This window comes from Pseudomonas sp., assembly GCF_049590575.1.
Lineage (GTDB): Bacteria > Pseudomonadota > Gammaproteobacteria > Pseudomonadales > Pseudomonadaceae > Aquipseudomonas.
The window spans coordinates 15,421-35,353 of record NZ_JBAWDE010000020.1; the positions used below are offsets into that span (position 1 = coordinate 15,421).

General features: G+C 57.7%; 25 protein-coding genes and 1 pseudogene. 5 read left to right on the forward strand and 21 right to left on the reverse strand.

The annotated features are described in order from the left end of the window. Nucleotides 1–1,014 precede the first annotated feature (1,014 nt). The 3 genes and pseudogenes from WBR57_RS01355 (at nucleotide 1,015) to WBR57_RS01365 (ending at nucleotide 2,350) form a co-directional block, all read left to right on the forward strand. Nucleotides 1,015–1,224: a hypothetical protein gene (locus WBR57_RS01355; RefSeq protein ID WP_424081422.1), complete on the forward strand. Its 210-nt coding sequence runs from the start codon at nucleotides 1,015–1,017 to the stop codon at nucleotides 1,222–1,224. 134 nt (nucleotides 1,225–1,358) lie between these two features. Next, complete coding sequence (locus WBR57_RS01360; RefSeq protein WP_424081424.1) at nucleotides 1,359–1,643, forward strand: hypothetical protein; 285 nt, start codon at nucleotides 1,359–1,361, stop codon at nucleotides 1,641–1,643. Nucleotides 1,644–1,670: 27 nt separating this feature from the next. After that, a pseudogene (locus WBR57_RS01365) lies at nucleotides 1,671–2,350 on the forward strand (SOS response-associated peptidase family protein). Nucleotides 2,351–2,364: 14 nt separating this feature from the next. On the opposite strand, the gene WBR57_RS01370 reads toward WBR57_RS01365, so the two are convergent. Then, entirely contained in the window at nucleotides 2,365–2,652 is a 288-nt protein-coding gene (locus WBR57_RS01370) for a helix-turn-helix domain-containing protein (protein WP_424081426.1), read from the reverse strand. Nucleotides 2,653–3,160: 508 nt separating this feature from the next. On the opposite strand from WBR57_RS01370, the gene WBR57_RS01375 reads away from it, so the two are divergent. After that, nucleotides 3,161–4,786: a methyl-accepting chemotaxis protein gene (locus WBR57_RS01375; RefSeq protein ID WP_424081428.1), complete on the forward strand. Its 1,626-nt coding sequence runs from the start codon at nucleotides 3,161–3,163 to the stop codon at nucleotides 4,784–4,786. An 88-nt stretch (nucleotides 4,787–4,874) separates the two neighbouring features. Continuing rightward, the gene (locus WBR57_RS01380) at nucleotides 4,875–5,384 is read left to right on the forward strand and encodes a GAF domain-containing protein (protein WP_424081430.1); all 510 of its coding nucleotides are present in this window, start codon (nucleotides 4,875–4,877) and stop codon (nucleotides 5,382–5,384) included. 32 nt (nucleotides 5,385–5,416) lie between these two features. Here WBR57_RS01380 and WBR57_RS01385 read toward each other — a convergent pair whose 3' ends face one another. The 20 genes from WBR57_RS01385 to WBR57_RS01480 all read right to left on the reverse strand — a co-directional run bounded on the left by WBR57_RS01385 (nucleotide 5,417) and on the right by WBR57_RS01480 (nucleotide 19,894). Further along, nucleotides 5,417–5,929 carry a lysis protein gene (locus tag WBR57_RS01385; protein WP_424081432.1) on the reverse strand — a complete coding sequence of 171 codons (513 nt, stop codon included), beginning with the start codon at nucleotides 5,927–5,929 and terminating at the stop codon, nucleotides 5,417–5,419. Beyond that, nucleotides 5,926–6,459: a glycoside hydrolase family 19 protein gene (locus WBR57_RS01390; RefSeq protein WP_424081434.1), complete on the reverse strand. Its 534-nt coding sequence runs from the start codon at nucleotides 6,457–6,459 to the stop codon at nucleotides 5,926–5,928. The genes WBR57_RS01385 and WBR57_RS01390 overlap by 4 nt, the downstream gene beginning before the upstream one ends. Before the next feature lie 55 nt (nucleotides 6,460–6,514). Then, a complete protein-coding gene (locus tag WBR57_RS01395) occupies nucleotides 6,515–7,564 on the reverse strand; it encodes a phage late control D family protein (protein ID WP_424081436.1) in 1,050 nt (349 codons plus the stop codon). Between the two features lie 95 nt (nucleotides 7,565–7,659). Continuing rightward, the gene (locus WBR57_RS01400) at nucleotides 7,660–7,866 is read right to left on the reverse strand and encodes a tail protein X (RefSeq protein WP_314563039.1); all 207 of its coding nucleotides are present in this window, start codon (nucleotides 7,864–7,866) and stop codon (nucleotides 7,660–7,662) included. Next, on the reverse strand, nucleotides 7,841–8,686 hold the full coding sequence (locus WBR57_RS01405) for a phage tail protein (RefSeq protein WP_424081438.1): 846 nt from the start codon (nucleotides 8,684–8,686) through the stop codon (nucleotides 7,841–7,843). Before WBR57_RS01405 ends, WBR57_RS01400 begins: the two co-directional genes overlap by 26 nt. 9 nt (nucleotides 8,687–8,695) lie before the next feature. Beyond that, nucleotides 8,696–11,185 (reverse strand): phage tail tape measure protein, encoded by a 2,490-nt coding sequence (locus tag WBR57_RS01410; RefSeq protein WP_424081440.1) that lies wholly within the window; start codon nucleotides 11,183–11,185, stop codon nucleotides 8,696–8,698. A 148-nt stretch (nucleotides 11,186–11,333) separates the two neighbouring features. Continuing rightward, on the reverse strand, nucleotides 11,334–11,642 hold the full coding sequence (locus WBR57_RS01415) for a phage tail assembly protein (protein ID WP_424081442.1): 309 nt from the start codon (nucleotides 11,640–11,642) through the stop codon (nucleotides 11,334–11,336). A gap of 11 nt (nucleotides 11,643–11,653) precedes the next feature. Next, nucleotides 11,654–12,157 carry a phage major tail tube protein gene (locus WBR57_RS01420; protein ID WP_424081444.1) on the reverse strand — a complete coding sequence of 168 codons (504 nt, stop codon included), beginning with the start codon at nucleotides 12,155–12,157 and terminating at the stop codon, nucleotides 11,654–11,656. Nucleotides 12,158–12,169: 12 nt separating this feature from the next. Further along, nucleotides 12,170–13,336, reverse strand: coding sequence for a phage tail sheath subtilisin-like domain-containing protein (locus tag WBR57_RS01425; RefSeq protein WP_424081446.1), 1,167 nt, complete (start codon nucleotides 13,334–13,336; stop codon nucleotides 12,170–12,172). 101 nt (nucleotides 13,337–13,437) lie between these two features. Further along, nucleotides 13,438–13,896 (reverse strand): phage tail assembly chaperone, encoded by a 459-nt coding sequence (locus WBR57_RS01430; RefSeq protein ID WP_424081448.1) that lies wholly within the window; start codon nucleotides 13,894–13,896, stop codon nucleotides 13,438–13,440. After that, complete coding sequence (locus WBR57_RS01435; RefSeq protein WP_424081450.1) at nucleotides 13,893–14,672, reverse strand: hypothetical protein; 780 nt, start codon at nucleotides 14,670–14,672, stop codon at nucleotides 13,893–13,895. Before WBR57_RS01435 ends, WBR57_RS01430 begins: the two co-directional genes overlap by 4 nt. Continuing rightward, a complete protein-coding gene (locus WBR57_RS01440; protein WP_424081452.1) occupies nucleotides 14,669–16,024 on the reverse strand; it encodes a phage tail protein in 1,356 nt (451 codons plus the stop codon). The genes WBR57_RS01435 and WBR57_RS01440 overlap by 4 nt, the downstream gene beginning before the upstream one ends. Next, complete coding sequence (locus WBR57_RS01445) at nucleotides 16,021–16,626, reverse strand: phage tail protein I (RefSeq protein ID WP_424081454.1); 606 nt, start codon at nucleotides 16,624–16,626, stop codon at nucleotides 16,021–16,023. The genes WBR57_RS01440 and WBR57_RS01445 overlap by 4 nt, the downstream gene beginning before the upstream one ends. After that, nucleotides 16,601–17,503: a baseplate assembly protein gene (locus tag WBR57_RS01450; protein ID WP_424081456.1), complete on the reverse strand. Its 903-nt coding sequence runs from the start codon at nucleotides 17,501–17,503 to the stop codon at nucleotides 16,601–16,603. The genes WBR57_RS01445 and WBR57_RS01450 overlap by 26 nt, the downstream gene beginning before the upstream one ends. Continuing rightward, nucleotides 17,500–17,826 carry a GPW/gp25 family protein gene (locus WBR57_RS01455; RefSeq protein ID WP_424081458.1) on the reverse strand — a complete coding sequence of 109 codons (327 nt, stop codon included), beginning with the start codon at nucleotides 17,824–17,826 and terminating at the stop codon, nucleotides 17,500–17,502. The genes WBR57_RS01450 and WBR57_RS01455 overlap by 4 nt, the downstream gene beginning before the upstream one ends. Nucleotides 17,827–17,831: 5 nt before the next feature. Continuing rightward, the gene (locus WBR57_RS01460; RefSeq protein ID WP_424081460.1) at nucleotides 17,832–18,053 is read right to left on the reverse strand and encodes a hypothetical protein; all 222 of its coding nucleotides are present in this window, start codon (nucleotides 18,051–18,053) and stop codon (nucleotides 17,832–17,834) included. Between the two features lie 54 nt (nucleotides 18,054–18,107). Further along, a complete protein-coding gene (locus WBR57_RS01465; protein WP_424081461.1) occupies nucleotides 18,108–18,713 on the reverse strand; it encodes a phage baseplate assembly protein V in 606 nt (201 codons plus the stop codon). Then, nucleotides 18,710–19,225, reverse strand: coding sequence for a hypothetical protein (locus WBR57_RS01470; RefSeq protein ID WP_424081462.1), 516 nt, complete (start codon nucleotides 19,223–19,225; stop codon nucleotides 18,710–18,712). The genes WBR57_RS01465 and WBR57_RS01470 overlap by 4 nt, the downstream gene beginning before the upstream one ends. Next, nucleotides 19,200–19,580, reverse strand: coding sequence for a head-tail joining protein (locus WBR57_RS01475; RefSeq protein WP_046035599.1), 381 nt, complete (start codon nucleotides 19,578–19,580; stop codon nucleotides 19,200–19,202). The genes WBR57_RS01470 and WBR57_RS01475 overlap by 26 nt, the downstream gene beginning before the upstream one ends. Beyond that, nucleotides 19,580–19,894 (reverse strand): DUF2190 family protein, encoded by a 315-nt coding sequence (locus WBR57_RS01480; RefSeq protein ID WP_424081464.1) that lies wholly within the window; start codon nucleotides 19,892–19,894, stop codon nucleotides 19,580–19,582. Before WBR57_RS01480 ends, WBR57_RS01475 begins: the two co-directional genes overlap by 1 nt. Nucleotides 19,895–19,933: the final 39 nt, after the last annotated feature.

Genomic DNA, 19,933 nt, shown 5'->3' on the forward strand with positions numbered 1-19,933 from the left:
GTGGGCCATTATTGCCCTGAACAAAGCCAAACCACCTCGTCGAGGAGCGGGTAACACCGCACATCTATCGCGCTCGTAGAAAATTTGAATTTGCCGGTTGTCTGCCTGGTCAAGAATTATGAACGCAGTAAATCTGACGAGGTAACAGCAATGACTATCCAGGCAGAGACACTCGTACAACTGACCGAAGCGCTGCAACTGCGCGGGATGAATCTGGTTTCAGATGTGCACTTTACCCGCGCACCGTATCGGCGGAATCATCTTTGGGTCTGCACCGTTGAGTAGGTGTTGACGGCCGGAACCAATGGCGCTTCCGAAAAACCCCGCGATCGCGGGGTTTTCGTTTATTTGACTAGCACGTTATCTGCGATGCGCAGCACCGGCCGCGAGCGTTCAGCACGTACCAGGCGGAATGCCGTCTTTGTTGAAGTCTTTCAGGCGCTCCCGTTCTTGCTCAGTAGAGTGCGCCGGGGTTTCTTGCTCGGGTTCTTTCTTCTTTTCTTCAGTCATTGCTATGTCCTCTGGGTGGTAGCTGTTTCGGCACCTGGTGGAATCAGCAGTTCAAACCAATCAACTAAGGCCTTCAACACGGTGTCCGGTGGGAAAATCAGCCGGTGACCGCAATTTGCACCGCGTTACGCAAACCGCTTGAGATGATGCGGAAACGATAAGAAGACAAGACGTTTTTTGTACCAAACCCCAGAAACGCAAAAGCCCCGCTTTCGCGAGGCTTTTGTGTAAATCTTGGCGGGAAACCAGGGATTCGAACCCTGGAGACGCTATTAACGTCCGCCGGTTTTCAAGACTGTAGACTTAATGATATTAATCAACAGCTTAGACCCCCCATCGTTTCCGCACCAGAGCATTTTTGGATGACCTACAAGCCGCGCAGATCAAGGGGCGTGCATCAGGTTGCGGAAACGATTTCTTCCCTCCCCCGGCGTTCTGCCAACCGAACACAACTTCCCAAATAAAACCGGCTGCTACGCTATTCGCTCTACCAGAGGAACGCCGATGCCCAACTCAGATCTGCTCCCTTCCCTACTCTCCAAGCTCTACGAAAACCAGCTTGCCCTTCAAGCGTGCATCATGGAGCTATCGAACTGGGTGGAGCAGCGTGGCTCAGCAGATGTCGCCGAGAACATCCGGGCCGCGCTGCACACCAACGACGATAACGAAGAGTTCATAAAACCCCCGCTGGCCGCGCTTATGTCACCGGAGTAACCCTACAGCTCGTCGCCTTGAATCGCGTAACTATAGATCCTCGATTACTGTATGCGCATACAGCCTCCGGATCGACCCACGATGAACATCGATGAAGACACCTGCGGGTGGCTCGGCCTCCCACGCCCCTCGAAATGTACCGCCAGCACTGCCGCCTCTTGGAGAACGAGATCCAAGAACTAAACCGCCTGCTATGCAAGGCGCACGAGGATGTATTCGGCATTAGCCAAATGCTGCTGGAGACCCAAGCCAGGAACTCCGAGTATGCGGGCTACCTGCGCGAGCGTGGTGCGGAAGCGGCCGCGATGCGCAAACAAATAGACGACCTCACGACATCTGACAATGTGAGTACCCGTGAAGCGGGTGAACTACGCCGAATCGTCAACGAAATGAGGCCTCGACCTTTTACGATTGTCTAAGCTTCCGAGGATTGAGAGGGCCTGACCATGTGTGGAAGATTGACGCAGTACCGAGGAATCCACGACTTTGTTGCCGCTTTGAGCACGCCCAATGCCTTGGCGAATTCCGTGGGTGACCAGCCGATCGGACGTTCAACGTTGCACTGTAGACCCAGGTTGCCCTAATCCACCTACAAGGTGACTTGCTGCACGCCGATTCGGTGCGCTGGGGATGGTGCCCTCACTGGGCCAAGGACCGCGCCGCACCAATCAATGCCCGCGTGGAGAAGGTGGCTCACGGGCCGTTCTTCCGTGCGATATGGCCGCACCGGGCGATCACACCCATCGATAACTGGTTTGAGTGGGTAGACGAAGGCGGTCCCAAGAAGCAGCCCTACCTAATCCGCCGTCGGGATGGCGCGCCGATATTCTGCGCCGCGATGGGCCAACTACCGGACGCAGATGAAGGGCCACGCGAGCATGACGGGTTTGTGATCATCACCGCCGACAGCGCCGGCGGCACGGTAGGCATCCACGACCGGCGCCCCGTGGTGCTGACGCCGGATCTGGCCCGGAAATGGCTGGACCCAGCCACGTCCAAGGAGCGCGCCGAACAGATGGTGCTGCACCAGGGCGAACCTGCCGAGGTCTTTGAATGGTTTAAGGTCGATACGGCCGTGGGTGATGTGCGGAACAAGGGGCCACAGTTGATCCAGCCTAATATCTGAAACTGTTATAGGATTTAGTGGATCAGTTCCTTCGCTTTTTCAAGGCATTCCTTCGCACTATCGAGAGCCTCAACAGCTTTTGCAGAATCTGCGTTGCCGTTTTGACTTCGCTCACCGGTGATGACAAACAATATGTCTATGCCGGCTTTCGCGACAGCAGCTAAATAATCTGCCCGAGGAAGACGAATGCCGCTTTCGTAGCGGCACTGCGCATTTACCTCAATTTCGCCGATGCTACCAACAGCAGGTTGTGAAAACCCTGGCCTCAATCGCTCTGACTTCAATCTCGCACCAATACTCATAATACCGATCCAAATGAGTGGATGTAGTATTTCAGAGGTACTCTGTATTCATTAAGTTCAGTCATCAGGCGAGAGGGGTTAAATGCCAAAAAAGGACATCACCCCAATCACTACAACCACCCATCCCAGGGTAAGCAGAAATGAAAACCTGGAAGCCGCATATCCATAGCGCCGGGTCCTTGTCCAAATGATCTCGATACGACAGCGTGTTTGTAAAGTCCTGCTATGTGCGCTGCTTGTAACTGCTCGCCTATAGCATGGTGCGCCCACGTCCTAACGTAGCCAAAACCTGTGAAACGTACGCGCGAGCGCACTCGCAGTTACTTAGCGCGCAATTATTTAGGACATCTATCATTCCGATACATTTTTTTGCATACCTCGTTTCATGCATATGCCCGCAAGCTGCAGATAGAAATCACTGTACGAGGTGAAAATGCTGCCTTTGTTTGTGATCCTTTGAAATGACGTGGAAATCCAACGCCACTAAATTCGGCCCTCGGAGGCCTACATGAAATTGAGATCCTTAAGCATCGCGCGACGAGCTTTCGTCTGTTTTGGCCTGATCACATTCCTACTGATCAGCTTGGCAGGCTTCTCTTATCTGCAAATTGATCGGCTGCGCGCTGCAGAACAGAACATTGAGCAAAACTCCCTTCCGAGTATCCAGGTCATTGACGATATTCAGATCGCCCTTCTTCACGCCCGCCTTGAGAGTATCCGCATGCTCTCAAGTAGCACGACAGAGGTGCATGATTACTCGCTGTCAAAGGTCGAAGAAGCCATACAGACACTTCAGGTTAAAACTGATTTCTATCGTGCACATTTGATGTCTGGAGAGCAGGACGAAATCCAGTTTGCAAAGGCCAACCAGGCTATGACTGCGTACATCGACGGTCTCAAAAAAGTAATCGCTCTGGATTCATCTGATCATGATCAGGCTGTAATTTTTGCCAACACGGAGCAGGCACAAAGAGCGATCGCCTATCAAGAGCAACTAACACTGTTGCGAGAGCAAAATGCACGCCAGGCGGTGGTATCTGGAATAGATGCGACCGACGTATACAACCACAGCGTCAAAGTCTTGGTGACGGTGCTGATCGTGGCATTTTTCTTAACCATAGCGCTGGCTATTTTGTTCACTAAAAGCATCGTAAGTCCAATCAGCTCATCACTTAAATTGGCGGAGAATATCGCTGCTGGCGACCTTACTCACGATCTAGAAGTTACAGGTTCAGATGAAGCTTCGCGCTTGATGCATGCACTGAACCTCATGCAGAAAAATTTGCGACACACAATCTTAGAAATCTCGGGGGCTTCGTCCCAACTGAGTACCGCTGCCGTTGAAATGACCTCGATCACTGAAAGCGCTGATCGCACACTTCAGCAGCAGAATAGTGAAATAGAGCAAGCTGCCACAGCAGTAACTGAAATGAGTGCGGCGGTTGAAGAGGTTGCACGGAACGCCAACTCCACATCTGAGGCGGCAATGCAGTCGAGCATAGCTGCAGATCTCGGCAATCAAAAAGTAACTGAGACCTTAACGGCGATGCGCAGCTTGACAGATTTGGTTGAAGTGTCATCAGATCAGGTGAAAGAGCTCGCAGGCCAAGCTCAAGACATTAGCAAAGTTCTCAGTGTGATTAGGGCGATTGCTGAGCAAACCAACCTGCTCGCTTTGAATGCCGCAATTGAAGCAGCTCGTGCAGGAGAGCAGGGCCGCGGCTTCGCAGTGGTCGCAGATGAAGTTCGTGCGCTGGCACACCGAACACAAACATCGACACAAGAAATTGAACAGATGATATCCACGATTCAAGCAGGCTCTTCTGCAGCAGTCGAATCAATGCAAAAGAGCACATCAGAGGTCTACAGCACGCGAGATACGGCAGAACAAGCAGGCCAGTCGCTGCAGCAGATCATTGATTCCGTGCTCGAAATTAACGATCGGAATATCCAAATTGCGACCGCATCTGAAGAACAGGCTCACGTGGCGCGGGATGTTGATCGTAGTCTAATAAGCATCCGTGACCTCGCAGTGCAGAGCAGTGAAGGCACCCGCCAAACACTTACCGCGAGCAACGAGCTTTCTCGCTTGGCCGTTAACCTAAACGATTTGGTTCTTCGATTCAGAACGTAGCAGATGGGGCAAATAAATTTTTTTGGGTTGTGGCACAATCTGGCATAGCCCAATACGGCCCGCTCAGCTAATCACAGGATAGGTGAATATGGTTAGGCCCGAAGTCACCTTACACTCTGTGCTTAATTTAGATGAGCGGTCCGCTTTGGCTGAGGTTGAGGCGACTAGTAGCATATTGAAGCTCGTAACACGCCTTACGGGAATGCGATTTGCCGGGATTGCGAAATTCACCGAAACAGACTGGGTCGTCTGCTCAGCTTACGACCCGTTTCATATGGGGATAGAGGCAGGGGACACACTGGAGTTGGAAATTACGCTTTGCAGCGAACTCCGTAGAAACCCTAAGGCACTTTTCATCCCTAAAATCAGCGAAGACGGCAGATACTCAACTCGTGCTGTGGTTAAACGCTATGCGATAGAAAGCTACGCAGGTGTTCCTATCTTCCTTCCCGATGGGCGGCTATATGGTGCTCTGTGCGCCTTAGATTCGCGCTCGATATTATTTGATGACCCGGAGCTGGAGGAGACCTTAGTTTTGTTTGCAACGTTGATCGGGTGCGTTTTTTTCACCACCCCGCTGCTGAATGAACTCGAGTAATACGCTTTATCTGACATGCCAATTATTAAGTTTCAATGCGAGTGGTTTATAGCTCGGACGTAATCTTGGCATGCTCGTAAAGCTATCAGGCCGTTATCACCGCCATCGGTTATGGCGATAATTCGTTGCGCATGCGCTGGGTCAAGTTGGGCTCTACGGGCTGCATGAACCACGCCGGCGGCTCCGGGGGTGGCAGGCATGTAGCAGCTACCGGCTGAATACTTGGCGTCGAGAAGGACTGACAGCCGCACATCAGCAGTGGCAAGGCGATCACGTAGAGCAGCCTGATTACGTTGGGCATTGGATAGCTCCAGGGAGTATTGTTGATCTTGACCCACCAGTCGTTGCTCCAGGGCCAAACGCCTATCGGTAGCGTCTTTTTCCTGCTTGGCAGCTGCCGCGCTGATCAGATTCAAATCTTCTTGGAACAGACCGGCCTGCTTGGCCACGATTCCGTCATAGCGCCAGTCCTGCACCTTCCATGTCGAAAAACTAGCAATCGCCATCGCCACAAACACGCAAGCCAGATTCTGCACTGGCGTCATGCCAGCACCTTCAGCGCCTTGTCGTACAAAGCCTGCCGGTCGTCCTGCCCGGTGAGTCCACCATTGATGCGCCGAGTGATCTTCACGAACTGCCCCTGATCCGCCAAAGTGTTCAACCCACGGGTTGACCAGAACCACGCCGCCGACATCGTGGCGTGCTGTGGCAATTCCAATAGCTCGGGCTGTGCGATCAGGTCGAGGCCCAGTGCTTCGCCGCATGCGGTGTAGTTCGCCCGGCCAGTGACTTGGATCAGGCCGCGCCCACGGTACTTGGAGCCATCCCCCTTCTCGGTATTGCCCAGGTCGGACCGGCCCTCATAGCAGGCTTGCTGCGTCGTTGGACCCCAAATTTCACGAACATGGCGCAACTGGGCCGACTCATGCCCAACCTGAGCGATGAATGCGGCGACACGTAGTTGGCCGACGATGCCGTAGCGGCTCATGGCCGTGTTCAACACAGGAACAAAAACGCCCGCGACTTGGCGGGCGTTGGGAAGAATTTGCAGCAACTGCTGCTGAGTAATTGGCATACAAGCTCCTAACGTGAATAACCCGCACGCGGCGGTTGGATGGGGCAAAGAGTCGCTACGCCAGGCTGACAACCTTGACGGGCTTCGCGGCTTTCTTCGGCTTCTTGCCCTTTGCTTTTGCTTTGCCCTTTTTGCCGCCGTTGCACTCGACGGTGGTGGACCAGCCGGCTTGGGTGAATGTCTGCTCCACGGAATCCACCAGATACTCGCCATCGAGCCCCACCTTGAAGCCCTGGGCGTTGATAGAGCGCTCCGCGAACAAGTCCGTGCGCCCTGGCATCTCCAGACGCACGCCCGCCGTCGACCGGTTGAACGCAGCCAAGCGCGCCTTAGCCGCTGATTCGGCGGCGGTCTTGTTCGGATGAATATGGCGGTCGGTGTGCACTGCCGGCAGGCCGTCCGGCACGTCCTCGTTGTCCAGTGAAACCACCGATAACGTGCCCGTCTTTTTGTCTTGATGCTTGGCCGCCACCGCCTTATGTGCATTACGGTCGCCCAAACGAAACTGCCAGCGGCTTACGTCGCTGCGCGTGAGGGTGATCGCGGCAATCACCTTGCCGCTGGCACTTAGCCCCGCTTGGCGCTGCATCACCATCAGTTTGCCGTCGCCGACCTTGGCGGTGCAGTCGTACTGCTTGGCCAAGCGCGTGACAAAACTGAAGTCGGATTCATGAAGCTGATCAGCCCGGGCGACCTTCGTGGCGATGGTACATGCCGGCGTCCAGCCGTTACGCGCTGCGATATCGGAAACGATTTTCGACAACGACACATCTTCCCAGCTACCGCTACGAATGGATTTACCGGTGCCGCGCATGTCGCTGGCCTTACCCCGGATAACGATAGTGTCAGGCGGGCCGGTCACCTCGATCTCATCAACCACGTAACGCCCCAGGCGCACCAGGGACGTTTCGGCATAGCCCATATAGACCTCGATCCCGGCACCGCGCTTGGGCAACGTCACCAGGCCGTCGCGGTCATCAATGCGCAACTCAAATTCGTCCGACTCCATGCTGGGCTTGTCCGTGGTGCGCAACAGCAAAAGCCGATCGTTAATCAGCGACGTAATATCGGAACCGTTCGCGACGATTCTAAATTTGGGGGTCATAGGGCATTGGCCAATAAAAAAACCCGCACAAGGCGGGCTTTAAGGATGGGAGGCGTTACGCGTAACGGAACAAGGGCGCAGCCGATAGAACTGAATCAATCCCACAAGGCTACTTGCTCATCCACGGGGCCCGGCAGATCCGGCAGGACAATCACCACGCCGGCGCGATAGGGCTGATCCTCGTCCGCCAAACCCTGATTGGCGGCAAGTACCGCCTCGACACTGCCCGCCAGGTGGCCATAGAAGTTATGGCAAATGGTGTCCAGCAGATCCCCGTCAGATGTTCTGCATGTCGTCGCCATAGCGCACAAACTCCAAGGTAAAGGCCTGTTTGCGGGGGATACCACCCTGCATCAGCGCGCTTTGGTCTTCATCAATGGTCTTGAGGCACCAGGTGCCAAGCACAGTGCCATAGCCCGTAGTCAGGGTCACCGGCTTGAGCTGGGAACCTATTGAACGCAACGTGTTGAGCTGGCCCAGGCCGCCACGGTAGCCCGGAAAGATATCGCCCTTGAGCGTGATTTTCTCGTCACCCATGCCCACGGCCTGCTGGGCCGACCGGCGTGTTAGGCGCTCCTGGGAGGCCCAGCGGTATTCAGTCGAGCGACGCAGCGAATCGAAGGCCGCCGTATCGAGGTTGAAGTAATACGGCTGCGCCTTTGGGTCCAGCGGTTGAATGATCAGCAAGTGTGGGAACGGCTTCACCGCCTCTTTCGCCGGCGTTGAATCCGTGGCAAAGGCGCCGGTTGGCAGGATGTTCGCCAGTGACGGGTCAATCATGCCGGCGATCTTGTTGATCGCGGTAGCCGCCCGCCCGGCCTGCTCTTTCAACGTGCCCATGCGCTCGTCAATCTGCGACAAGGCCCGCGTAGCGCGGTTGTAGGTGGCGACGACCTGGCCAACCTTGGCCTGGGCAGTCGCAATCCCCCGCATGACCCGCTGAAGCTTTGCCCCCACGGCCGGGCCAATAAACGGAAGATCCTCCAGCTCATTGGCGGCGCCGCTGATTTCGCTGATGGCACCGTTAACCGGCCCCATCATGCCGTCGATACTGCGTCGGCCCGCTTCGCCGGCCGTGGCCAAATACTTCAGGCCGGACTGTAGCTGTGCCAGTGACTCCATATTCCCCTCCTAGATATGCGGCGCGTCGTACAACTTGCGGTTTTCGAGCTGCTGGGCGATTTCCCGCTGCTGCTGCTCCATCAGCGGCCGCAGCTGGGCCAGCAGCTCGTTAGGGTCTTTCACATCGCCTTGCACCGTGAGCGTAATAGGCGCGTGAATGTCCACCTTGGCCTCGACTTTTGCCGGCTGGACCTTCGCCACCACGGCCGCAGCAAGTGGCGCCGCTACCGCGTCGGCGCCGGCCTGGGGCATCATCATGGACCGCGCAGCATCACCCGGACTGACCGCGTCAGGCGTTGCAGGCAAAGCACCCTGGCCGGGATTGGCCAACATCAGCGGGCCCGTACGCGACGGGGCAAACGACTTGGCGATATCTCCCAACACTGGCGGGATATCCTTGCCCGCATCCTTCATCATCAGCGGCCCAGCCACGGGCATGGCGTTCTTGCTCTCGTCAGAGCCAAACATCGACTTGCCGATGGCACCGCCCAAGGCGTCGCCGCCCAAGCTTCCCAGGTAGCCCCCAATTAGGCCGCCCAGGATGGTGCCGATTACTGGTACCGCCGAACCGATGGCCGCCCCGGCCGCCGCACCGGCGAGCGTGCCGGCAAGTCCGCCAGCCGCCGCGCCATAGCCTTCGGCTTTTTCGTCCTGAGTTTCGGCGTTGTCGTAGGTGTCTTTGACCTTAAAGCCAGCCTCAACCAGCGCCAGTACCGCCGGCCCTTTCATGCCCGCCCCAATGCCGCGCCCTCGGCCTCGGCCGCCACGGCCGCCGCCCTTGCCCTTGCCTTTCCCGTCCTTCACGCCGGTGTCATCGAGGTCGCCCATTCCCATGCCACCAGATCCGCCCACTGGCATGTTGGTAACAATGACTTTTTGCGGGATATTGGGATTACCCATCAACGTGCCGCGCCCAAGGTTGAGCAACCCCTTGGCGATCTTGAATCCGCTCATAGCGGTCTGAAACGCGATCACAGCAGCAACAGCGGCGCCGATGCCGGTCACAACCCGGGGTGATTCATCCGACAGCTTGGCAAGGCCCTGGGTAACGTAGGCCAAGCCATCCGCCACTTTGTCGGTGACAGGCCGAAACGCATCACCAATGGCGCGCATGGCCTCGTCCATGCCCTGGGCCATTTCCGCCCATTTCTGCGCTGACGCCTGCCGGCGTTCCTCAAGGTTCTTATCAAGAATCCCAGTGGCGTCTGCTGAGTCTTTTTTGAGCTGGTCATACAGCTCTTTGTTCTGCATGTAGGCCGTCAGTGCGCCCTTGACCTGCATGTCTGCGAACAGATCCCCGGTACGCAAAGCCTGCTCCAGGGACGCAATCATGGCCTTGGCTTTTTCGGGGTCCGTTTCCTTACTGATCTTCGCTGTAGCGGCCGCCATCGCTGCCGCCTTCTTCGGATCAGTTGCCGCAATGTACTTCTGAGCCAGCTCAAAGCTGGACTCCAAGGTTGATTTACCGTTCTGCAGGCCGGTATTCATCGACCCTTGGTAGTCAATCCCGGCATCCTTGTAAGCCTTGACCGTATCGCCAGAACCGATTTTCTCCATCCAGTTCTTGAGGTTGTTGGCCGCTTCGTCGGCGCCGCCGGCGGTCTTCATTTGCACCTGAAGCATTGAGCCCAGTTGCGTCACAGCATCCATGCCGGTAATGCCGATATTGCCCATTTTTGCCAACAGGTCAGGAAACCACCGAGCCATGTCAGCCGCTTCAAAACTGCCCGCTTGGCCCTGATAAGCGATAGCCTCCAGCGCCTGCTGCATCACGGCCGGGTCGGAGATTTTGGCGTTCTGCCCCAGGGCATTGATCATGCGGGCAGTCTCGCCGCCGTCCGAACCTTGGCCAACCGCAAACTTGGCCGCCACCGGTGCGTATGACAAGGCCTTGTCCAGCTCCATGCCGGCCCCTACCAGAGCGTTGACCACCTCGGCCACCTGATTACGGGCCATGCCGGTGTCGCGCGACGTACCAATAATCGTCTTGGCCATCTGCGCTTCTTCGGGCTTGTTGGCAATGTTCGCCTTGATCGCAATGTCACGAATGATCGCGCCAAAGTCCGCGCTAACCTTCGTAGGAACGGCCATCGCGGCCGTGGCCGCCGCCGCCTGGCCTATGCTGCTTTTCAACTGCTGTTTACCAGCATCGAGCTGCATATGGCCCTTGGCTTTAAGCTCCGCCTTGGTCGCCGCCTGCCCCATAGCCGCGTAAGCCTTGGTCAGGTTGCGCACCTCAACGCCCTGCTTGCGCAGGCCGTCCAGATTATTCTCCAGCTTCCGCCGCAGCGCATCAGCGCCCTTTTCGCCGGCCATGTGCGCTTTGAGCCATTCCTCACGCAAACGCATGGTTTCGCCGATGGTCTTTTGCAGCACCCGCGCCCGGGAACCTTGTTCCTCCAGCTTCTTTATTTTGTTGCTGACGTCCTTGAACGCCGCCCCTACCGTCGAGCTGACGGCCCCGCCAATCACCAGGCCGAGAGCAAGTTTGTTCGCCATGTGCGCGCCCTATACGTCGTGTAGATCAACAGCGGCTCAATCCGTGAGCCACCACACCATCACGTTAAAGGGCATGGCCAGGATCTCGACAGAAGAGAAACCCGTCTCTTTTGCCAAGCGCTTGGCCAGCGCCTTAAGCGTGCCCTCGCTACACGTCGTCCTCTTCAACCAGGCGAAAATAGCCCGCCTGGAGGCGCATGTAGTCCTTGTATTTGAGGGCTGTGAGTTCGGCCTCAGTAGCCATGAGCAGGCTGGAAAACAAGTTCAGCTCCAACTTTTCATGGTCACCATTGCCGGCGATCTTGGCGGCCATAACATCCTTTACGCTGGGCGCGCGCATCACCAGCTTGTCGGTCACAACCCCATTGAGATTGGCCTTGTGCTTGAGCGTTACGGTAACGCCTTCGTCACTCAGGACCAGCCAGGACGGCAGCGGTGCGGTAAGAGAATCGGTCATTTCATCAATCCTTAGAGGCCCAGGGCCGAGCGTTCAGCGGCCAGCTGATCAACACCGTTGATCACCTGCACCATGTTGGCAAAGTCGATTTCGTACATCACGCGACCGTCAATTTGGAGCTTGTAGTAGGTGACAGCCATGGCATGCTTGGTTTCGGCCTTGTCGCCTGGCTTCCAATCGCCCATATCCAACTCTTTGAGAGAGCCGCGCAGCGTTACAGTTACCGCCTTGACGGTGCCTTTCTGGCCCTTGAACGAGCCACGAAAAACAACGTTGCACGCCGTCTGATCCGCCAGACCGAAGAACTTCAGCGACTCTTTACGCACGCCATTGGTGGTCCATGCCGCTTCCAGCTTTTCCAGGCCAGTGGGCAAGTCAACGGGACCGCTCATACCACCGCCCCGGTATTCCTCGGATTTGGTGGAGAGCTTGGGCAGCGTCATAGACGGCACATCGCCGGAAAAACTCACGCCATCAAGGAACATGACGCAGTTGGTCAACATTTCAGGAATCATTATTCGGCCCCCTTAGGCTGCTTCAATTACTTCGGTCAGCCACTCGTTGGTGACCTCGATCAGGAAATTCGGGTTTTCGGCCGGCGGCACGTCGGTGAAACGAATGCGCCAGTAGATTTTGCCCTGCTCGATTTGGCTGGCCGTGTTGCGCTCGGTGTCTGCGTAGACTTCAAAGTTGATTACCGCGCCGGCGTTCTTCTGATCACGCATGAAGGCTTGAAGCCCCTCAGTGACGTCAGACACATAGGTTTTCGTGATCGAGCGGTCTACAGCCCACTTGTGGCCCGCCTGGATCGCATCCATGAGGATGTCGCAGGTACGCACGCGGCTAACAAACGACCATTTGGCATCAGCCGAGCAAGTGCGGTTACCCCACAGGCGGTAGCCGCCATCGCGAATGATGGTGGTGATGTTCGCGTTGTTGAGCAGGTTGGCCCGGCACGTCTCGTCCCCGTCCAGATACTCCACCGGACGGGTAGTACCGGTGATGCCAACAAACTCTTTGTTCGATGGCGAAGCCCAGTAGCCGTACTCGGCATCGGTCCAGGCAAACAGACCGGCCACCCAGGCCGAGGCTGGAGCATCCACGGTCGCGCTTTCGACGGTGCTCCAGAACTGCACCCCCGGGTCGACCAAATAGATGCGCTTGCTGCCAAAGTTCAGCGCGTAGGCCATGGCGGCCTCATCGGTAGTGTTCGGGCCATCAACGATGGCAATTGCACGCAGCTTGCCGGCCAGAGCATCCATGGCGGTGGCCACCGCCTGGGTAGCCGAGTGCCCCGGGGCAATCAGCAGCTTAGGTTGGGCGTTATGTCGGCTCTTGCCGTCCAGCAGCGCCTGAAGGCCTGTACGCTGCCCACCCTCCAGAACGCCACCAATGATGGCGGACGTTTGCAGGGCGGCGTCATCGAGCTTAGGGACGCCAATGGCGACGATTACAGCCTTGGCTCGCACATAGATCGCCTGGCAAGCCCGGGTGATCGCCGAGTCAGCGCCGAAGGCGGCAATGGCTTCACGCTCGGACGTGATCAGCTTCAGCTCGCCCGCCTTGGCGCTACCGCCGCCGAGCAAGCCCGGGGTAAAGGTGTCGCACAGGCCGATGATCGAGGACGACGGGAGCGAGATGGTGCGCGCGCCATTGTCGATCAGCGAAGTAGTGATGCCGTGAAAGAAACTCATAGGGCTCAATCTCCAGAAACGAAAAAGCCCCGCATGAGCGAGGCTGTAGGTTGTTCGTGTTACGCGTAACGGAAAAGAAAACGCCTCGTCAGTGCGGGGCGTTATTCGGTTTGGTCGGCGACCCACGCCGGGGCGACCGGGCGATGCTCGCTATCCGGGAAGTCCGGCGACTGGGGCCAGTCGCGCAGGGCCTGCATGTACACCAGCAGAGCCTCGAACTGCTCGGCGCTAAGCGTGGTTTGGGCCGAAATTTCGATCTGGTCACGGTGCCGCTCACGCAACCACATTACCGAAGCCAACTCGGCGTCGCGCCAGGCGCGCTCAAGTGCATCCGGGTCGGGCGCTACAGGCTGAACCATTGCCGCCAAAGTGGCCGGCACTTTCACGGGGTCAGGCGCCACAGGGCGCATCGCCTCAATTTGCTCCTCGATCTCCGCAACCGAAAGGCTATCAGCCCCGGCTAACTCGACAGGGATAAAATGATTCAGGGTTGCCGAACCCCAGTTAATGACCATCGTCCCCATTTCCGGGGAGATTGAAACAATTGAAAACTTACTCAAGATACAACCCCCTTAACACGGTCAGCAGAATTACCCGCCACGAAAGTTAAGGCATTACCCCCCGTAACAATCGCGGCACCTGACGCACCGCCGGCCCACGGCCCGGCAGTGCCATAGTTACTGTTTGACCACCCAACATTGCCCGCCAAACCAGCAACGCCGGCAGCGCCGCCGGTGCCGCCGTAACCGCCTGCACCGTCATCCGATATCGCTTGCCCTGGCGCCCCAGGCTTCGCAGCGCTAATGCCCTCGCCAGCGCCACCAGCGCCGCCGTAACCCGTTTTTCTAGACCCATCCGATTTGAAGGTACGGTGCTGTCCCAAGCCCCCGCCACCGCCGCCGCCCTGTATATATCCGGCTGAGTTATCCAAGGTCGTGGGGAATTCAAGCAAGAGACCGTGATTGCCTGGCTGACCCTCTGCCGCTGTACCGCCGGCGCCGCCGGCGCCCTTGATATACCCCTGGTTAATCACCAACAGTGTCGAGCCAGCAGGAAACACACCAGTGCGCAGCGCAGCAGCAGACACCCCCCGCAGCACCGCTTTATTGATAAATACGTACTCGCGAGCCTTTGTCGGCGACCCCATGAGGGCAAAAATACTGGTGTCTGCCAGGTCCACAAGATTCGTGTAGACGATGCGGCGGCGCCAGGCCGTTTTCCAGCCCGCGGCGGTCTTGACCCATAGAATTTCACCCTCGCGCCAGCCATCGACCAGCTTTGCGCGGGGCATGATTCCAGCCTTAAACCCTGAATCGGTCTTTACGTGAAAATTCATGTTTCCACCTGAAGCCAGATAGTGCCCACCGCCCCTTCGTCAGCCTTTGGGGCAAGCGTTGATACAACGATGCGATCAGCAGGAACAGCGTCGGTAATACCGTAACCGGCCAGCGTCGTGGCCTTGTCCGCCTTTTTAGAGGGGTCGAAGTTTCCGCCGTGCCACAGCGCGCGAGTTTTACCCCACTTCCCCGACTCCTTGGTCGAACGAACGAGAATCTCAGGCTCGTCGCTGCCGTACTTGAACCCCAACTGCGCGCCATAATCGTCAGTGGTGTACGGAAACTTTAAGAGAGATACGTAGTTCCCGAAGCCCGTCTCACCTGCGGTAAAAGAATAAAACCCACCCTCCAAGGTGATCTTCTCGATATCGCCTATTGCTGCCGTTTTCCCTCCAAGGCCGACATAGCCTTTTTGCAGACCATCTGTGATTCCATAACCGGCCAACGTCGTCGGGTTAGTGCCGGCGATCACCCTGCCGTTTTTGTCGACGGTTACATTGGCATAAGAGCCCGCGCTGACGCCGGTTCGGCCCACGGCCATTTCAAAGGCCAGGGCGGTAGTGCCCAGGACAATCGGCGCATCCGTCACCAGCTGCCAAACGCTGTCGCCGTTGGCTGTGCCTTTTTCGACACTGACGAACAACCCCGGCGTCACCTCGACGCTAGTGTCCGCGTCCTGGGCGCGCCTCCACACGCCCGTTGAAGAAACCACGTACAGGCCGTTTTCCTTGGCTGCCGTCTGATTCTTCACCAGCACGCGCGCATCCGCAGGCAACAGCACGCCGTCGATGGTCTGCAAACCGCTCAAGGCTATGTTGGCCGTGGTGGCCACCAATACCGAATGTTTGAAGTCCATTTTTGCTATGGCTTCAACAATCTGGGTGTCAACGTAGTCACGGGTCGCCAGGACAATCGCCGGGTCAATCTTCAGAACCACGCTCGCGGTATTCGCGACGATGAAATTCATCCGAATGATTTGAGTCTTGCCGGTGCCCTGCATCAGCAAAGGCTTGAAGCTCGGGGCACAGTTGGCCACAGCCACCATGTCGCCGTCCGCGTCGTACAGAGCGATTTCCCGAATCCACTTTCCGCCCACGTCGGCCGGGATCACCTGCTCGGTGATGATGATGTTCGGGTTTGCCGGATCGGTACGCACCTGATTCACGGGAGCGCGGCGCCATTCGTTGATCAGGCGCGTTTGGGTGCGGTTTGGAATGGGGTCTGTGCCGTTGGCATCCCCAACGGCCATTTGGGCGAACGTCCAGGGCTGGCCCAGGGCGGTAGCGTTTGCCTGTTTCGCCTCGCCTACTGCCGTGAGGATGGCGAAAAACTGACTGTTCTGATCAATCATGGATACACGTCCAGGGTGTCAACTTCATCAATACACATGACCAGGCCATAAGTGCCGGTCACCTCGATATCGCGGGGGGTTGGTGGGTAAACGTCGATCACTTCACCCTCGCTTACACAGGCGCCGATGCCGATGTAACCGGTGGTTTCCAGGCTGATCGCCAGGCCGGTCATGTGCCGACTGACGGGCTTGGCGTCATCAATGAGCCGGGTAAGCTCTTGGTACATTTCTTCGGTAATGCCGGTGTCCAGAACACCGACCTTCAGCGCGAACGTTCCCGGCACTCCCTCGGGCGCGGTCTGCCACCACTCCACGACCTCGATCAGGTAACCCAGCGGCTCGACCACGCGGCGCAGTGCGCCAATCGTGCCTTTGTGCTTGTGGATGTAATACGAGGCCCTGATGGCGGCCCGCTTGGTCGCCTCGCTCCACCGATAGTCCCAACGATCAACAGACCAGGCCCACGCCAGATGCAGCAGCAAATGAGCCGGACACGTATCGGCGTTGTAGAGCGTGCGCAAAGGAACAATGGTTTTCTCGTAGAACGCTGCCTCCATGGCCCGCTCTAGCTGTGTGCTATTGCTGGGCAGTAGGCTTTTCATCCGCCAACCTCACGTCGTAACCGGTGCAGTAAGCGGCCTGGGCGCTTGTGGGTGACAGATCGACCCACCCGGGCAGCTCAACACGAGAAACGCCGGCAACATGCACCTGGGCGTCCACAGCAGAGCGCGCCACCTCAACGCCGAGGCGTTTGCGCGGGTTAATCCATTTCGAAAGGCGGCTTCGGGCTTCGGCCAGGGCCGCGTCACCTTCTGGCCCGGCGCTGTTCATGTGTAGAACCGCGTCAATGCGGTAATTGAGAATCTCGGCGCCCTGGACCGTCACCCGGTCGCCCAGCGGCCGCACGTCGTCGTCATTGAGGGCTTTGGCCACCGTGGCCAACAGCGCCGGCGTGGCCGTCCCATCCCCTTCGGTACTCAGCACTGTTACGGTAACGCTCGCCGGCATCGGGCTTTCCGCCGTGGCATCCCGCACTAAGCCCGACGCGTTACGCGCGTGCAGGATATAGCTGTTACGCGGCCCCGCAGTGGTCAGCCCTTCATAGGCCAACTGGATACGCTCACGAAAGGAATCATCATCCTCAAGTACTTCAGCCACCGGCGGGACCGCCAGCAGATCCTCGGGCTGAATCACCAGGCGTTTCAGGTTGACGTTCGCGCCCAACTGATCGAGGTCACCCTTGATAGCGTGAGCCAACAGCAGCGCCTTGCATGCATCGTTAACCCGGGCCCGGTTACCAACCTTGATATAAGCCCCCACCTCCAGAACTTTGGTAACAGGATCGCTTTCAAGCGCGGCATCCCAGTTGTCACCCATATAGGTGCGGAATGCTGACAGCCCTTCGTCGTAGACCTCTTCAAAGTCCAGCGGCTCAAGCACCTCCGGCGCCGGCAAGGCCGACAAGTCCACGATGCTCATACGCTTACCTCCAAGACAAAGCTGTCGCCCAGGTACTCGCCGGCAACGCTCATGTTTATTTTCCCGTCCAGCAGCGACAGCGCCGTCACACGCTCAAGTTTCAAGCGGGGCTCACTCCGCCCAAGTGCACGGGCAGCCTCGGCCTGTACCGCACTTTTCCAACCAGCATTGATTGGCAAGTCAACGAACAGGCGTAGCTTGCTGCCGTACTCCGGCCGTTGCCGGCGACTGCCTAAAGGGGTACTCAGGATGTCGGCAATGGACTGTCGCAGATGCTCGATGCCGGATATGGGTTGCCCGGTGTGGCGATCCATTCCGATCATCTGGCTTAGCCCTCCTGGGCGGCGTATTCGCTATGAGCCTTCAGGAAGGCCACAGCCTCCTTATCGAACTCCGGCACCACCACCAGGCCTTTGGCCACCGGGTAAGTACGATCAGTGCCGGGCACAACCAGCGTGCGCGACGTGTAGAGCAGATCGCGGAACGTCAAAGACGCCGGCGAAGTAGTGGATTGTTCTTCAGTTGCAGGCTTGTCGATGGTCTTGGCCATGATTTTCTCCGGGCATGAAAAAGCCCGCACGCGGCGGGCTGTAGGTGATTTGGGTTAATGCTGGTGGTGGTTGTCGCTGTTACCGGCCGCCAGGATATCGGCGGCGCCGGTGATGTTCTGCGTTACGTGTAACGGGCCATCAATCTCAACCGCGCCGATCAACGATATTTGAGGCGATTTAACCGCCGCCCAACCAGGCGCTAGGTCGAACTCTGTGCCGCCAACCGTGGCGTTCACTGCGTTATCCGTAACGGTCACTACCGTGCTACCCACCTTGATAGTGACCGTGCCGATAGGCAGGGTGATTGTGTAGGTCTTAGCCTCCCAGTCATAAACCAGAGAGCCACCATCGTCAAAGCGCCAAACCTCCACGTGGTCGCGGTTATCCGGCGGCCCGCCGGCATTGCCATACAGCCCCGGGATGAACGTGCCCATGCCCGCCTGGCCGCTGGGATTGAACAACACCCCTTGTTCGCCAAGGCTGGGCGCCCGCCAGTGCCGAGCCTTACCGGCCGCCAGGCTGTGCCAGCGCACCCAGGCGCTTGTCCATTCGCCATTGCTGACACGCACCGCCGGTGCCGCCAGATCCACACCGACCACCACGCAGGGCATCAACATCGCGGCAATCATGCGGTCATGTTCGGCACTGGCGTAGCTCATACCGGTTCCTCGGGGTAAACGGGACCGGTATCACTGGTGAACTCTCCTGCAGGGGCCATGGGGCCGCCTGGGGACTCATCAGGCCATGGCCACGTGAACTCACCCAATTCAAACGGCTGAACCCACTGCACGGACCACATAACGAATTGTTCAAGTTCAGGCGTCGGGGCCTCAGGCTGGGCGTGGACCTGCGCCGGCGGGCCGGTAACAAAATCCAAATCCCACCACTGATCTTTTAGCACCGTCATCAGTTGGCCAGCCAAGATAGCGGCCTGGAGCGATGCCTTGGGCCGGTCTGCCTCCACCAGAATGCAGGACTGGAAACGACCAATGATCGCCGTTTTCCCCTCTCCCCGATCCTGACCCGGGGCCATATCAGTGATCCCGTACAACAGCGCCGGCGTCATAACCTCGGCACCCAATTCGGGAAACTGTTCAACATGCACAACCCGGGGCATCTGTTCGCTAATAATGCGAGTGATCGCATCATGTAATGTCGTCAGTTCGCTCATTGGATACGCTCAACACCAAGTCGACCATGCCGGAACCATCGGGCTTCAGACGGACAACCTTGTAACGGCCGCCGCCCAACAGGGACGGCAGCTCAATGGTTAAATGGTCGCCCTTCTTGACGCCCTGCACGTCGACCACACGCGCGGTCAGGGTGGGCTCTAACACCTCGTCGGCATTGATTGCCCCGCCCAAGCGTGCAGCACCGGTTTTCCCGCCGCCGATTTCGGCGCCGACAAAGGGGGAGGCAAACGCGCCGAAGACACCACGACCGTCAGCAAGCGTCGCCGGATCGCCCAGGCGTTCAACCGCCAAGGCGTCCATGCGATCAGCCAGGGCCCGAAAGCCACCGGCCATTACTGGATCAACAGGGCTTCAGCGAAGCCGCCAGACGCGTCAGTCAGCAACTTACCGAACGGAACAGCGTCTGCTGTGCCATCTGCGACCAACCCACCAGCCAACAAACTGACCTTGGCGCCCAGCTTCAGGGCACCGGTAACCGGCAGCAGCCACGAACCACCCACGGCACCCACGCACGGCTCGCCCTTCTTGGTGGTATCCATCGGAACCACCACGAGGGAGTTAATAGCCAGCGGAACGCCGGAAGTCGTCCCAGCAGTTGGCGAAGTAAAGGTGACCGTCTGCCCGGCGCCTTGATAATTCTTAGACATCGTTCAATTCTCCAGAACGCAAAAACAACAAACCCCGCA